A 13,755-nucleotide genomic window follows, 5' to 3' on the forward strand; every position below is an offset into this window, starting at 1 on the left:
CCGCTGTTACTGACGGCAGATTGTGATTGGCGCATATAAGTAAAGAAAAGATGATGAAGAACTAATTCTGACAAATAAAGGTTTACCACAATAAAAAACTTAGGTCAATCAAAAATTTCATTTTGTTAAACTTTCTAGATAGGAATTATTTTTTCCTTGTCTAGCATCTTTTCACACGGTTACCATTTTAACGCATCAAATATTGAAAGAAAAGGCGCAATGAAGAGCCAATATGCTCTGAATTGTCCGCATTTTTTTATGAGAGCATCCAGTTGTTTATCTTATACAAAAAAGAGGAATGATATAAGCAAATAAATAAAAATTAGGATGTGTTGCATGATGAGTTTTCTTATTTCACTTATCGTCGCTATTATTATCGGATGGCTTGGAAGCCTGTTTGTAAAAGGAGATATGCCCGGAGGAATTATCGGGTCTATGATCGCAGGTCTTATTGGCGCCTGGATCGGACACGGGCTGCTTGGAACATGGGGGCCGCACCTAGCCGGATTTGCCATTATTCCAGCGGTAATCGGCGCAGCCATTGTTGTCTTTCTAGTAAGCCTGTTAACCAGAAAAAGAGGATAAAAGCAGCAGCACCCAAAGCGTCAGCGCTTTGGGTGTTTGTTTTGCCATAAAAATCGAAAAAGCCTCAACCCTAGCGGTTGAGGCTTTTGACTGGTTTGGCGCCCAACTGGTCGATAAACCTTCTGAAGGCCTGTTTTCCTTCCGTTGTCTGTTTAAACACACCGGCATGTTCAAGAATGCGAGCGAATACATGTCCCAGCTCTTCTTTTATGACTAGATCTGCATTCTCTTTTGTTATGGTTCTTTTTTCCATCATCCGAATAGCCCACTCACTATGTTTTGCCGTGAGCGGATTTTGTTCTAAGGCTGTTTTTGGATCAGCAGAGCATAGTGCCGCTGCCGTTTCTTTCATTTCCTTCTGTAAGCGGCCAGGCAATATCGCCAATCCCATGACCTCAATCAGGCCGATATTTTCTTTTTTAATATGGTGGACTTCTTGATGAGGATGAAATATTCCTAATGGATGCTCCTCATCCGTCCGGTTGTTCCTCAGTACGATATCGAGTTCGTACAATTCTCCCCTGCGCCGCGCAATCGGTGTGACCGTATTATGGGGCGTATCGCCTGTATAGGCGGCAATGCCGGCTTTTTCATCGGAATACGTTTGCCACGTGCGGAAGATATGATCAGCAGCTTCAGCGACACGATCCGGTTTGTCTCCTTGGAGCCTGAGCACAGACATCGGCCACTTCACTAAGCCCAGCGACACGCTGGGATAATCATTTAAGTCATAAACGTCTTCCGCTTCTGCACGTGCCATTGGAAAATCATGCGCGCCGCCTTGAAAATGATCATGGGTTAGGATGCTGCCTCCGACAATCGGGAGATCCGCGTTCGAACCGATAAAATAATGCGGATACTGCCCAAGAAACGACATCAGCCTTTCAAATGTTTTTTTGCTGATCTCCATCGGTTCATGTTCACCTTTTAAGACGATGCAATGCTCTGGATAATAGACGTATGGCGAGAATTGCAAAAACCATTGTTCGTCTTCAAGGATGACTGGAATGATTCTGTGATTTTGCCGGGCTGGATGATTCACATTTCCCTCAAACCCGACATTTTCTCTACACAGCAAACACATCGGATAATTTGTCTGCACCTGCTCTTTTGCAGCCGCAATCGCTTTCGGGTCCTTTTCAGGCTTGGATAGGTTAATGGTCATTTCCAGCTCGCCATATTCGGTCGGTACTGTCCAATGAACATTTTTGGCGATTCTGTCAGTACGTATATAATAGACATCCTCTGAATATTGATAGAATTCCTTTGTCGCCTGTTTTGGGCCGTATAATGCTTTTGTTTCTTCAAACTTGCGAATGACCTCGGATGGAGGAGGTACAAAACAGCCCATCAGCTTTGCGCTGAGCAGGTCACGGTACGTATCTGTATCCGCTTCCATTCGGCCGGTTTCCGCAGCCCATTTATAAATGGGAGCGAGTAAGTCCGGAAGGCTTTGTGACTGCTTAATAGAGGTGCTGGAGACCGGCTCGGGATGTGTGATGCCCAGCGCTTCATAAAGACGGTTTCTCGTATATTCCCGATCCCAGATTGAAATCAGTTTTCGTTCTAGGCCATACTCAAGCAGCTGTTCCAGATGTTCTACAATACTCATGTGTCACTCCCCCTTTAGTTCTCTTGCTCCTTCTCCGATATCGGCGACATAAAAATCCGCTTGGAGCCCTGTTTTTTCTTGATATCTGTCTCCAACTTTTTGAATAAAATCATCCACAAACACATCTTTTACAATGCTGATGGTGCAGCCGCCGAAGCCCGCGCCCGTCATTCTTGATCCAATTACACCTTCGTGATCCCACGCCGCAAACACAAGCTCATCAAGTTCAGGGCATGTTACTTCATAGTCATCCTTCAATGAAAGATGGGATTCCTTCATTAAACGCCCGATCTCATCTATATTGTTTTCTTTGAACATATGGGCTGTCTTGATGGCACGGTGATTTTCGTATACAGCGTGCTTTGCCCGTCGTCTGTTCGTTTCATTTTGGATCAGGCTGGAATGCGCATCGAAATCAGAAGGCGTGACGTCGCCCAGCGAGGCAATATCGAGGCCTTTTTGCAGATCAAGCAATGCATCGTTGCATTCTTGGCGTCTCGTATTATAGCTTGAGTCTGCCAATGTCCTTTTTTTGTTCGTATTCGCGATGACCAGCGCGAGGCCAGAGACATCGAGCTTGCTATATTCATAGTCAAGCGTGTCACAGTTCAGCAGCATCGCATGATGTTTTTTCCCCATTCCGATTGCGAATTGGTCCATAATCCCGCAATTGACGCCGATAAAGTGGTTTTCCGCATGCTGCGCCATTTTCACAAGCTCAAGCGCATCTACTTCAGGATGAAAATAGCTTTGGAGGACGACTCCCATCAGCAGTTCAATAGAAGCGGACGACGACAGCCCCGCCCCGTTTGGAATATTTCCTGAAAATACAATGTCAAAGCCATGGGGAACAGAATAGCCCCTCTGCTGGAATTCATAAATAACGCCTTTCGGGTAGTTCGCCCAGTCGTCTTCTTTTTGATAGTGAATGTCGCCAAGGCTGCACTCCTTGATGCCTGCGTTTTTAAAGTTATCTGAATACATCCGGACAAGCCCGTCGTTTCTTTCTGCAACAGCAGCATATGTACCCATTGTCAGCGCGCACGGAAATACATGCCCGCCGTTATAGTCAGTATGTTCTCCAATCAAATTCACTCTTCCAGGTGCGAAAAAAAACCGTAATCCCTCTTTTTCTCCGAATACACTTGCAAATATCCCCTTTAGCTCTTCCCGCATGTGCAATCACCTTTCTGGTTTTTATTTTTTATTCCCTTTATTTCTTCAGAGAAAACGGTAGATCATATGCTGCTGTCCTCTGTCATACCCCTTCTTCTTTTGTTTTTTTGAAGACGAGCCATTTGCTCGCAACATAGTTGACGACAACAATGACTGCGTTGTCGAGTATTTTGGCCAAGGTTTCATTTGTATTGAACTGGCCGACAAGAATGATCATCATGCCTAAATCTATGCCGAGAGACAGGACCCGAACGCTGAAAAAAGCAGTGATCTCTTTCAGCAGGCTCTGCAGATCATGTGTTTTTTGCTGAAACACATATAATTTATTTGTTATGTAAGCAAACAGCACGGACAAAATCCAAGCAGCGACAGTGGCGGCTTTGTAATCCATATTTATCATCTCTACCAATATATAAAAGCTGGCGATATTCACAATGGTTGTGAAAACCCCCATAATGACATACATAATCATTTCTCTATACTTCACTGATGTTCCTCGCTTTCTGAAAAACTTTTCAAAATTCTTGGCCTCTCGTGCGCTCTGTCTAAGGTGAAAAATGCCGAAAGTGCGTCTAAAAAGCTGCGGAAGGTGGCGGGCTGGCCCAATACATATGATTGTTTGATGATTCCGTCGAGGACTGCACATATTATTTTAGCCGTATATTCCGGATCAATACAGGCGTCAATCAGCTTTCTCTCCTTCAGCCAATTAATAAACAACACATTTTCTTCCACCCACAATTCGTACAGCCGGACATAGGCCTTGCATTTCTGTAAGACTTTATATGTCGGCATGTTCATGGCAAACGAGGTAATGTCCCACGACGGTTTATTTATGTAATAGGAATAAAGCAGTTCTGCAGCGTGTTTTGCAGCCTCGTCCAATGTCAGCGATTTCACTGATTCCCGCTCCATTTGATCAAGGTACCCTATAATGATCTTTTTTTTCATCTGGCGTTTTTCAAGAAGATACAGCAGAAAATCGTCCTTGCTGACAAAATGAACATAAAACGCTCCTTTGCTGTATCCGGCGGCTCTGCTGATATCTTCTACAGAAACCGGATCATACGCTCGATCAATCAACAAATTCACGCCAGCTTCTATAAAACTTTCAAATGTTGCTTCTCTTTTGATTTGAAATTTGTTTTTTTTCATATTTTTCTCCTGGCGGTAATGATTACCCTTATCTTACACCGGATCAATCTTTAGCGGTATTTATTTCTTTGAACGGTTATGCTATTCGGTTTCCCAGGGGTCATTTTTAATAGGCTAATTGATTTATTTTCATTTACATACTATCCAGTCAGTATTTAATTGTTTATTATTATAATTAAGATCCATTGGTTATATTAGTCATTTTTTTAGGGAATAGGTAGGTGGTTTTTCCTTCAGTTTGTGAACACCGAGCAACTATGTGTGAAATTTGTTGTACTCGCCTCATCATCGCGCCGGCTTGTCTTTTATTGCCCGCATGTTGCAGGAAAACATTTTATACAATTGGAGGTTACTATGAAAACTCATGTTAAAAAAGATTTGGACAAAGGTTGGCATATGTTGATTCAAGAAGCTAGATCCATTGGATTAGGCATTCATGATGTGAGGCAGTTTTTAGAATCTGAAGCAGCATCGAGAAAGAAAAACCACAAAAAAACCGTCCGCCAAGACTAATCCGAACAGGCGGATCTATTTACCTCTGGCTTTTCTATCACCTGATCTGAGTTTTCACCATATCCTCTATTTCGAAAGCACATTGCTGCGCTTAGCTTGAGGACAAACGGTGTGTCAGCTAACAACAACAGACAGCCGGTGATGCGATCACCTCTTGGCACATGCATTGTCATAAAGAGGTGATGTGAATATGATAACCGTGCTCTGATAAACAGCAGCTTTGCTGAGAAGAAGCTGCATTCGGTGAGGTTTTGAAAGCAAACTCGTTTATACACGGCCGAGCTTGAAAACCTTCGCCTGTCTTTATACCGCTGTGTTCACTTCTTCACGACTTCCTTCTTTTTTCATCCTCCAGGTATAGTTCAACGCATAAATCAGACTTTCAGTACATACCTATTGGTGTACCTTTTTGCTTACGTATAGCGAATAAAAGGAGGAAAGCCATGTACAAAGCTGATTACAAACAGATTGCTGCAACGCCGTCTTTCCAAGCTTTTTTAAAGCAGAAACGCGCTTTTATTGTTCCTTCAGCGATTTTCTTTTTTGTCTTTTATTTTTCACTTCCTGTTTTGACATCTTATTTCACCTTTTTGAATGCGCCGGCCATTGGAGCTGTTTCATGGGCTTGGCTGTTCGCCATCGCCCAATTCGCCATGACCTGGATACTGAGTACGGTGTATTCCCGGAGAGCAGCTCATTTCGATCGGTATGTAAGCGCTTTAAAAGAAGATCTAAAGGGTGAACAGACATGAATATGACCGCTTTTTTATTGTTTTTGGCGATTGTCGGCCTGACGCTTATTATCACGTATTTTGCCGCGAAGAAGACAAAAACGACAAGTGAGTTTTATACGGCGGGCGGCGGGCTCACCGGTGTTCAGAATGGACTGGCAATTGCGGGTGACTATATGTCTGCCGCCTCGTTTCTTGGGATTGCCGGAATGATTGCGTTATATGGATTTGATGGTTTCTTTTACAGCATCGGTTTTCTTGTGGCTTATCTCGTTGTCTTGTATATCGTGGCGGAACCGCTTCGGAATCTTGGAAAGTATACAATGGCAGACATGATAGCCGCTCGATTTAAAGAAAAGAAAATCCGCGGAGTTGCGGCGCTCAATACCATTGCCATCTCTACTTTTTATATGATTGCCCAGCTCGTGGGGGCAGGCGCGCTGATCAAACTGCTTCTTGGACTGGATTACACCGCGGCGGTTCTCATCGTCGGAGTGCTGATGACCATTTATGTCGTGTTTGGGGGCATGATCGCGACAAGCTGGGTTCAAATTATTAAAGCCGTTTTGCTGATGGCCGGCACACTCGTGATTTCGATCATCGTGTTTTCAAAATTCGGCTTTAGCCTTAATACCATGTTTGAACAGATGAAAACGGCTACTCCGCTTGGCGCTGATTTCTTGAATCCCGGGAATAAATACAAGGTGCCGCTTGAAACCTTATCGTTAAACTTGGCACTCGTGCTGGGAACCGCCGGGCTTCCGCATATACTGATCCGGTTTTATACGGTTAAGGATGCCAAAACGGCCCGTACATCTGTTGTGTCAGCGACATGGATTATCGGCGTGTTTTACATTATGACGGTGTTTCTCGGCTTTGGCGCTGCTGCATTTGTCGGTTTTGACGCGATTACGGCAGCTGATCAAGCGGGAAATATGGCGGCTCCGCTTTTAGCAAAAGCGCTCGGGGGAGACTTCCTATTCGCGTTTGTATCAGCCATTGCCTTTGCTACCATTTTGGCTGTCGTGACAGGATTGGTGCTGTCTGCCGCCTCAGCATTTGCCCATGATATTTACAGCCAGATCATCAGAAAAGGAGAGGCAACTGAAAAAGAACAGATGAAAGCGGCCAGATGGGCTTCTGTCGCCGTCTCAGTGCTCTCGATTCTTCTAGCGATTTTTGCACAGTCCTTAAATGTGGCGTTCCTTGTTGCCCTTGCGTTTGCGGTAGCCGCCAGCGCAAATCTCCCGCTGATTGTGTTTACTGTCTTTTGGAAACGATTCAATGCTTCAGGCGCTTTATGGGGAAGTCTGACAGGCCTGATCAGCGCGCTTGTGCTTGTGTCGATGAGCCCTAGTGTGTGGGATCCGGCCGGAGGTGCTATTTTCACAGGCGATCCGCTCATCCCGCTGTCTAATCCAGGGATTATTTCCATCCCGCTTGGCTTCCTCGGCGCGTGGCTCGGAACGGTGCTGTCGTCTGATAAAACAATTGATGAAGATACCTTTGCAGAAATACAGGTGAAGGCGCATACCGGCATTCATATGGAACAGGAGTAAAAAAGCTCTCTTTATCGAGAGCTTTTCCCTTACTTTTTCTTCTGCTCGTCAGAAATCGCTTTTTCAAATACATCCTTGCCGGCCGCACCCGGAATGACAGTGTCGCCAATAATAAAGGTTGGAACGGCTGTGATGTCAGCCTCTTCATAGGCGTGCTTCAAGGCTTGGCGCTGCACGTCCTGATATGTTCTTGCTTCCAGTGCTGATTGAAATGATGCTCCGTCTAATCCCACTTCCTCGGCGAGCTTCGTCAAGATGTCAATGTCGCCGATATTTTGTCCCTCTTGAAAAAATGCCTGAAAGACACGGGTGTTGTATTCATGTCCTTTATTGAATTCCTTCGCAAAATGGAAGCCTTCAAACGCGAGATCTGTATACGGATGGGGCGAGACGTTTGGAAAATTGATCTCGACTCCTAATTTCTCCGCCATTGGCTGAATGGAAGTCTGCCACATGTATTGTTTGGACGGATCATTGACCGGATCAAGCTGAGGGGATGGGCTTGGGCGCAGTTCAAACGGCATCCACTCGACTTCAACATCCTTTCCTTTTATCGCTTCTTCAAAAGCGGCTTTTCCAACGAAACAAAATGGGCAGACGTAATCTGAATAAACTTTGATGTGTACTGTCATGATAATTCTCCTTTCGTATAAATTGATTTTAAACTGTAACAATTAAAGTTACAACTGTTTTTTTAAAAAGAAGCCGATAAGGCTTCTTTCAGATTGTTGACAAAATCCTAAAAAGTTTTAGGATTTTGTCATCCTTTCAGCGTGATTGAAAACCCTTGAAGTCTAGGAAAGCCGAGCATTGGAGCGGAGCGAATGCTCTAATTCGTGAGCACCAACGCACAGGCTTGACAACGAATGCGAGGGTTTGTCGACACGCTGAAAGAAGCCTGTAAAGGCTTCTTTTATGATTCCAGCAAACGCTGGGCAATATATTCTCCTTTTTTGCAGCCGCCTGGGCATGCATATAAAGCAGAACCGATTGTTTGTGTATATTCGTTTAACGCATCCTTTGCTGAAAGAGCCTTCAGCATCGGGATAAACTGATTGTCGGGATTTTTTTGAAAACTGATAAACAGGAGACCTGCATCCATATAGCCGGTTTTCGGATCAAGTCCTTCTGTGTAAGAGAAAGCTCTTCGCAAAATTTGTTTTCCAGTAGATTTCGCTAGACTGACGTGCGAATTAGACGGAATTTGATTCAGCTTCACGGGATCTGTTTCCTTTTTCTGTCCGAAAGGCGCCCCTGAGCTTTTTCTGCGGCCGAAGGTATCCTCTTGGTCCTTGAGGGAAGAGCGATCCCATATCTCAAGGAACATTTTGATTTTCCGAAAAGCCATATAGGTGCCGCCCGTCATCCAGTCAGGCTCACCGGACTCAATCCACACGATCGAGTTCATCAAGCTGTCATCCTCCGTGCTCTGGTTGCCTGTTCCATCTTTGAACCCGAAGAGGTTGCGCGGTGTTTCACCATTTTTCCCTCCGCTTAAAAAGCCTTTGTTCACAAAGCGGACCTCACAAGTGCCGACCGCTTGATTTAACAGGTTGCGCAGCGCGTGAAACGCCACTTGCTCATCGTCTGCACACACTTGAATGCAGATGTCCCCGCCTCCCTGCTTTTCATCCAGGTTGTCATTCGGCATCGCTGGAAGAGCGGCCAAGTGCTTCGGTTTTTTGCTTTTCAGCCCGAAGCGGTCCTTTCCGTCTTTTTCAAAAAAGCCAGGCCCGAATCCGAATGTGACCGTTAAGTTGGAAGGGGGTAAATCAACAGACTCACCTGTATCCTGCGGCGGCAGATATTGATTTTTCTGCTCAGCCGACATTTTCTTGCCAGACGTCAGCATCTGTGTGAGACTTGTCCAGTTTCTAAATAATGTAATGATGTCGCTTTTCTCTTTTGCTGTCACATCCAGCGCAGCAAAGTAGACATACGTTTGATGGGCAGTTGTGATTCCGGCCTGATGCTTTCCGTAAAACGGAACGACCTGGTCATCCTCTTTTTCATCCTTTTTCGATGGCTTAGCCGCGGTCTGCACAAGCGGAGCGAGTCCGCCGAGTCCGCTGGCACCGATCGCAACGGCTGCCCCCGCCATTGCCCCCCATTTTAAAATGTCCCGTCTGTGAATTTGTTCTGGCTTTTTTTGTTCATCGCTCATGATGTTACAAAACTCCTTTTATAGCACATTCGCAATCTTCGACATGGTTTCAGAAAGAGTCGTCAGCTTAGTGCTCAGCTCTCTGATTTGCTTTTCACTTAATTTATCATAAGACGTATAGGACTGATCATTTGTTTTGTATTTTGCCATTAAAACTTCAAATTCGCTGAATTCCGTATCCAGTTTTTCCGTCAAGTCGGAGTGATCTTTTACAAGCGCGCTTTTCACTGTTTGATAAACGGCTTCGGAGCCTTCTACATTTGCCATAAGATCGACTAAGTCGATTCGTGAGTAGCGCTCTTCTTCTCCCGTGATTTTCGAAATCCCGGCTTCGTTCAGAAGCTCCATCGCGCCTGCTACAATTTGTTCAGGTGTTAATTTCAGTGATTGAATTGAACCGTCAAGCTCTTTTACATCTTTGAGAAGCTGGTCAGCTGTTGCCTTTTCCCCGGAAATATCTTGATCCTTCCAAATGGCCTTCTCAAGCTTATGGAAGCCTGTCCATTTGTCTCCTTCTTCAACATCGTTTTCTCGTGCATCAATTTTCGGGTCAAGATCTCCAAGGCTTTCAGCGATCGGCTCGATTCGCTCGTAATAAACACGCGCTTTCGCATATAACGTTTTAGATTTTTCGATATCGCCGGATTTCACAGCGCTTGTAAATGCTTCAGTCGCTTTGACAAGCTGGTCACTCTGCTCTTTGACATAGCCTTTATATTCATCCGTTGCTTTTGCCAGCTGATCGCTAGCCTTTTTGCCGCTCTTCTTTGCTTCTGTCAGGTCTTCTAAGGATGCTTTCAGTGACTCGGATTCTGTCTTGATTTTTGCTGTATCCGGTTTGTCTTTTTGCGCTTCTGTGTAGATTGGCTGAAGATGCTTTTCGATTTCTGTATATTCGAATGGATAGTCGCTGCGAATATCATTTTCAAAGGAAAGCCAGTAGCTGTTTAACTCTTTCCCCTTCTTTTCAATCTCTTTTTGGTCTCCTTTTTCCGCTGAGTCATTCAGCTTGGAAATGATGGTTTCCATTTTATTTACCGATGCGGAGATCTCTTTCGTGACCCCGCTTTTCTCAGATGAAGCTTTTTCTTTAGTTGAAGATGTGTCGTTGGCTCCGCAGCCCGCGCACAGCGCAAGGATGCATCCGGCTGATACAGCGATTTTTGTGAAATTCATTTTGTCAGTTCCTTTCCGTTTGTAAAATGTTTTGCCGCTTCTGAAACAAGCGCAATCAATAAAAAGAGTAAAATCAGCAATTGCGGAATCGTGCTGTAAACGGACGGATAAATTCCTAACACCGATACAGATGGCAGCCAGCTTTCTGCATCAGACGGAAGAATGCCCGCCAGCTGAAGGCTGTGAACGCCGGTTCCGAGAAATTTCACGCACATATACAGGACAACCGCCATTGATAGAAGAAAGAACGGCTTCAATGGAATGCGCATTCCGAGCTTGATCATCAGAACACCGACGATAACGAGAACGATAAGCCCTGCGGCAGTTCCGCCGATCAGTTCAGTGAGCGGGAGCTTCCCGACAAGCCCGATGAAAAAGATGACCGTTTCGAGACCTTCTCTTACAACTGCCAGAAATGCAATGAGCGCAAAGGAAAGCAAGCTTCGTTTTTTCAGTGCCTGGGACTTCTGGATATTGATTTTTTCTCTCCATTTATCCATTGAGGCGTTTCTGTGCAGCCACACCCCGACATACAAAAGCATGACAGCGGACAATACGCCGGTAACACCGCCAAGCAAGAAATTATTTTCTCCGAATACACTGGAGGAGAACAGAACCGTGACACCGATGCCGGCTGCTAAGGAAACAACCATGCCGGCGGACGCCCCGCCCCAGATCCATGCCGAGGAGCGCGTGACCCGCGCTTTTTTTGTCATGGTTAGTAGCGCTCCGATGACAAGGAGGGCCTCCATTCCTTCACGAATCGGGATCAGCGCCGCGTCCCACCAGCTGTAGCTGCTTGAAGCGATCGGCTCGAGCAATTGAATCATTTCGTCAATTTGCTTTGATACCTTTTCGGGATGGCTGCCGATCTCAGCTTTCATCAACGCTAGATTTTCCTCTGACGTCGTATAGGCTTCTTTCGATTGGGAAACGACGTCTCCCTCTACGGCGAGCCAGGATGTAACTAAATTGTCGATTGCAGATGACGCTTCATCCAATTGTTTTTTTTCTATTAACTGCTTCGTGTCTTTCAAGCTGTGTATATAGGCTGTTAAGGATGCCCTTGATTGACCTGAGGATGTCTTTTTCAGCACGACAGCCTGCTGATAGGTTTCTAAATGAGACGAAAGCTCTTCAAGCTGTGTTTTGAGCTTGTCTGCATCTTGATTGATAAAAGAAAGAGAAATCATTGCGATATTCGCGTCCATTTCGCTGTGAGAAGAAAGGTTTTCCTTCTTAATAGAAGGTTCTTCTTTTTTCCACTTCGCCTTGAAGGTTTCAAACGTTTGTTGTGCCGAGTCTATATCTCCGTCTTGTACGGATTTGATCATTTGCTTGTTTAATTGAATTAATGCAGCGATCGGATCATCTTCCGCGTGTGCCGCAGAACCGAAAACTATCAACAAGCTGAATAAAATAAGTGCCAGCCCCCGAGCCATCATGTTCCTCCTATAACTGAAAATGATTATCATTGTATAACATAATCATAGCCAGTTCCTGTCCTTTGTCAATTAAAATTTGAAGGTCTGAAAACCTTGATATAAAGCAAAAAGGCTGTCCTTTATAGAACAGCCTTTTGAAGGAAGAAGAACGTTTACCTTCTTGTTTTATACGTTTGAATTTCTTCATGAAACTTGCGTGCGGCACCCTCAGGATCCTCCGCCTGACTGATGGCGCTGATCATACTGACACCATCGGCCCCCGCTTGGATAACAGGTGAGGCATTATCTATTGTGATGCCGCCGATGCCGACAATTGGAATGGTGATGCCTTGGCGGCGGACTGCTTCGATAAGAGATACCCCTTGTACCGCTCTCGTATCCTTTTTCGTTTCAGTCGGATAGATCGGCCCGAGTCCGACATAATCCGCTCCGTCTTCTTCGGCTTGCTTCACCTCAGACATCGTATGGGCGGAAACGCCGAGAATCATATCACCTATAGTAGCTCTTACCTCTTTCGCGTTTGCGTCTTCCTGGCCGATGTGGATACCGTCAGCTTTCAGCTTCAGAGCCAATTCCACATCATCATTGACAATGAACGGAACACCAGCTTCACGGCAGGCTGCCTGCACTTTTTCAGCAAATTCAGCCCGAGCCTCTCCAGTCAGTGCATCCCCGCCCTTTTCACGGAATTGGTACAGGGTGGCACCGCCTTTTAACGCTTTTTGTACAACTGTGACAGGATCAGCTTTCGTATTGTTTGACCCCATAATGAAGTAAACAGATAATAACTCTTTCATCATTTCCCGAGAAATACGAGTCATGAGACAGTCACCCTTTCAATTGTCGCCCATTCTTGGACGTCTTGTTCAGTAACAGACGAAAGCTTGTTCAGCAATTCAATCTGAAAGCTTCCTGGACCTTTGTCAGCTGTTTGCTGTGCGGCAAGCTGAGCTGCGACTCCATACGAGGAAATAGCAGCGATAGCTGCAAACAATGGATTTTCTTCCACAGCGCAAAACGCACCGACAACGGAAGTCAACAGGCAGCCGGCGCCTGTTACTTTTGTCAGCAGCTTGTGGCCATTATGAAGGGCATATACGTTTGATGTGTCGGCAATGACATCGACTTCACCAGTAATCGCAATGACCGTGTTTAGCTTTTGTGCCGCTTGCTGAGCCAGCCGGATGATGTCGCCTCCGCCTTCACCCGCATCAACACCTTTGATCAGCCAATCCGTCACACCGACGGTATGGGCAATTTCCGCCGTATTTCCTCTGATTGCAGCAAGGCGCACCTCACGAATGATGTCACGTGCCGATTCAGTTCGGAACGGTGTTACTCCGGCACCGACAGGATCAAGAATGACGGGGACGCCATGTTCATTGGCTGATTTTCCCGCGATGATCATCGCTTCGACTGACTCCTTGCTTAGCGTTCCGATATTCAAAACGAGTGCCCCCGCAATCTTCGCCATATCGGCAACCTCTTCTTTCGCGTACGCCATAACGGGCGATGCGCCGAGCGCGAGCAGGCCGTTTGCTGTGAAATTCGTTACAACATTGTTGGTTATGCTGTGCACCAGAGGGCTATGCTGGCGGACAGCAGTCAGGCATTTTGCTGCTGATTGTGCATCCATGTT

14 protein-coding genes are annotated in these 13,755 nt (G+C 45.6%); 4 read left to right on the forward strand and 10 right to left on the reverse strand.

The features are described 5' to 3' along the window. The first annotated feature begins 339 nt into the window (after positions 1 to 339). Entirely contained in the window at positions 340 to 585 is a 246-nt protein-coding gene (locus C1T29_RS22955; RefSeq protein ID WP_009968363.1) for a GlsB/YeaQ/YmgE family stress response membrane protein, read from the forward strand. A gap of 70 nt (positions 586 to 655) precedes the next feature. On the opposite strand, the gene galT is transcribed toward C1T29_RS22955, so the two are convergent. From galT to slrC, 4 genes are all read right to left on the reverse strand, one after another. Beyond that, positions 656 to 2,197, reverse strand: a complete 1,542-nt coding sequence (galT, locus tag C1T29_RS22960) for a UDP-glucose--hexose-1-phosphate uridylyltransferase (RefSeq protein WP_103749230.1) — start codon at positions 2,195 to 2,197, stop codon at positions 656 to 658. A 3-nt stretch (positions 2,198 to 2,200) separates the two neighbouring features. Next, positions 2,201 to 3,373: a galactokinase gene (locus tag C1T29_RS22965; protein WP_095431110.1), complete on the reverse strand. Its 1,173-nt coding sequence runs from the start codon at positions 3,371 to 3,373 to the stop codon at positions 2,201 to 2,203. Positions 3,374 to 3,455: 82 nt separating this feature from the next. After that, positions 3,456 to 3,839: a GtrA family protein gene (locus C1T29_RS22970; protein WP_095431109.1), complete on the reverse strand. Its 384-nt coding sequence runs from the start codon at positions 3,837 to 3,839 to the stop codon at positions 3,456 to 3,458. A gap of 17 nt (positions 3,840 to 3,856) precedes the next feature. Then, complete coding sequence (slrC, locus tag C1T29_RS22975) at positions 3,857 to 4,528, reverse strand: transcriptional regulator SlrC (RefSeq protein WP_095431108.1); 672 nt, start codon at positions 4,526 to 4,528, stop codon at positions 3,857 to 3,859. Positions 4,529 to 4,882: 354 nt separating this feature from the next. Here slrC and slrA point away from each other — a divergent pair, with 354 nt between their 5' ends. From slrA to C1T29_RS22990, 3 genes are all read left to right on the forward strand, one after another. Continuing rightward, the gene (gene slrA / locus C1T29_RS22980; RefSeq protein ID WP_014665849.1) at positions 4,883 to 5,041 is read left to right on the forward strand and encodes a transcriptional regulator SlrA; all 159 of its coding nucleotides are present in this window, start codon (positions 4,883 to 4,885) and stop codon (positions 5,039 to 5,041) included. Between the two features lie 443 nt (positions 5,042 to 5,484). After that, on the forward strand, positions 5,485 to 5,793 hold the full coding sequence (locus C1T29_RS22985; protein WP_003222190.1) for a DUF485 domain-containing protein: 309 nt from the start codon (positions 5,485 to 5,487) through the stop codon (positions 5,791 to 5,793). Continuing rightward, a complete protein-coding gene (locus C1T29_RS22990; RefSeq protein ID WP_095431107.1) occupies positions 5,790 to 7,331 on the forward strand; it encodes a solute symporter family protein in 1,542 nt (513 codons plus the stop codon). Before C1T29_RS22985 ends, C1T29_RS22990 begins: the two co-directional genes overlap by 4 nt. A 29-nt stretch (positions 7,332 to 7,360) precedes the next feature. On the opposite strand, the gene C1T29_RS22995 is transcribed toward C1T29_RS22990, so the two are convergent. The 6 genes from C1T29_RS22995 to thiM all read right to left on the reverse strand — a co-directional run bounded on the left by C1T29_RS22995 (position 7,361) and on the right by thiM (position 13,752). Further along, on the reverse strand, positions 7,361 to 7,963 hold the full coding sequence (locus C1T29_RS22995) for a DsbA family oxidoreductase (protein WP_095431106.1): 603 nt from the start codon (positions 7,961 to 7,963) through the stop codon (positions 7,361 to 7,363). 281 nt (positions 7,964 to 8,244) lie between these two features. Then, positions 8,245 to 9,495, reverse strand: coding sequence for an iron uptake transporter deferrochelatase/peroxidase subunit (gene efeB / locus C1T29_RS23000; protein WP_069838454.1), 1,251 nt, complete (start codon positions 9,493 to 9,495; stop codon positions 8,245 to 8,247). Between the two features lie 18 nt (positions 9,496 to 9,513). Next, positions 9,514 to 10,671, reverse strand: coding sequence for an iron uptake system protein EfeO (gene efeM, locus C1T29_RS23005; RefSeq protein ID WP_103749229.1), 1,158 nt, complete (start codon positions 10,669 to 10,671; stop codon positions 9,514 to 9,516). Next, positions 10,668 to 12,113 (reverse strand): ferrous ion permease EfeU, encoded by a 1,446-nt coding sequence (gene efeU / locus C1T29_RS23010; protein WP_103749228.1) that lies wholly within the window; start codon positions 12,111 to 12,113, stop codon positions 10,668 to 10,670. Before efeU ends, efeM begins: the two co-directional genes overlap by 4 nt. 155 nt (positions 12,114 to 12,268) lie before the next feature. Beyond that, the gene (gene thiE, locus C1T29_RS23015) at positions 12,269 to 12,937 is read right to left on the reverse strand and encodes a thiamine phosphate synthase (protein ID WP_071581847.1); all 669 of its coding nucleotides are present in this window, start codon (positions 12,935 to 12,937) and stop codon (positions 12,269 to 12,271) included. Continuing rightward, the gene (gene thiM / locus C1T29_RS23020) at positions 12,934 to 13,752 is read right to left on the reverse strand and encodes a hydroxyethylthiazole kinase (protein WP_103749227.1); all 819 of its coding nucleotides are present in this window, start codon (positions 13,750 to 13,752) and stop codon (positions 12,934 to 12,936) included. Before thiM ends, thiE begins: the two co-directional genes overlap by 4 nt. Between the last annotated feature and the right edge of the window lie 3 nt (positions 13,753 to 13,755).

It is taken from the genome of Bacillus sp. MBGLi79 (assembly GCF_002953915.1).

Excerpts from the sequence above, each read along its gene's own strand:
- efeB (WP_069838454.1), bottom strand. The coding sequence starts at position 9,495 with ATGAGCGATGAACAAAAAAAGCCAGAACAAATTCACAGACGGGACATT.
- C1T29_RS22985 (WP_003222190.1), top strand. The coding sequence starts at position 5,485 with ATGTACAAAGCTGATTACAAACAGATTGCTGCAACGCCGTCTTTCCAA.
- slrA (WP_014665849.1), top strand. The coding sequence starts at position 4,883 with ATGAAAACTCATGTTAAAAAAGATTTGGACAAAGGTTGGCATATGTTG.
- C1T29_RS22995 (WP_095431106.1), bottom strand. The coding sequence starts at position 7,963 with ATGACAGTACACATCAAAGTTTATTCAGATTACGTCTGCCCATTTTGT.
- C1T29_RS22990 (WP_095431107.1), top strand. The coding sequence starts at position 5,790 with ATGAATATGACCGCTTTTTTATTGTTTTTGGCGATTGTCGGCCTGACG.
- C1T29_RS22965 (WP_095431110.1), bottom strand. The coding sequence starts at position 3,373 with ATGCGGGAAGAGCTAAAGGGGATATTTGCAAGTGTATTCGGAGAAAAA.
- C1T29_RS22970 (WP_095431109.1), bottom strand. The coding sequence starts at position 3,839 with ATGTATGTCATTATGGGGGTTTTCACAACCATTGTGAATATCGCCAGC.
- galT (WP_103749230.1), bottom strand. The coding sequence starts at position 2,197 with ATGAGTATTGTAGAACATCTGGAACAGCTGCTTGAGTATGGCCTAGAA.
- efeU (WP_103749228.1), bottom strand. The coding sequence starts at position 12,113 with ATGGCTCGGGGGCTGGCACTTATTTTATTCAGCTTGTTGATAGTTTTC.
- thiM (WP_103749227.1), bottom strand. The coding sequence starts at position 13,752 with ATGGATGCACAATCAGCAGCAAAATGCCTGACTGCTGTCCGCCAGCAT.
- thiE (WP_071581847.1), bottom strand. The coding sequence starts at position 12,937 with ATGACTCGTATTTCTCGGGAAATGATGAAAGAGTTATTATCTGTTTAC.
- C1T29_RS22955 (WP_009968363.1), top strand. The coding sequence starts at position 340 with ATGAGTTTTCTTATTTCACTTATCGTCGCTATTATTATCGGATGGCTT.
- efeM (WP_103749229.1), bottom strand. The coding sequence starts at position 10,671 with ATGAATTTCACAAAAATCGCTGTATCAGCCGGATGCATCCTTGCGCTG.
- slrC (WP_095431108.1), bottom strand. The coding sequence starts at position 4,528 with ATGAAAAAAAACAAATTTCAAATCAAAAGAGAAGCAACATTTGAAAGT.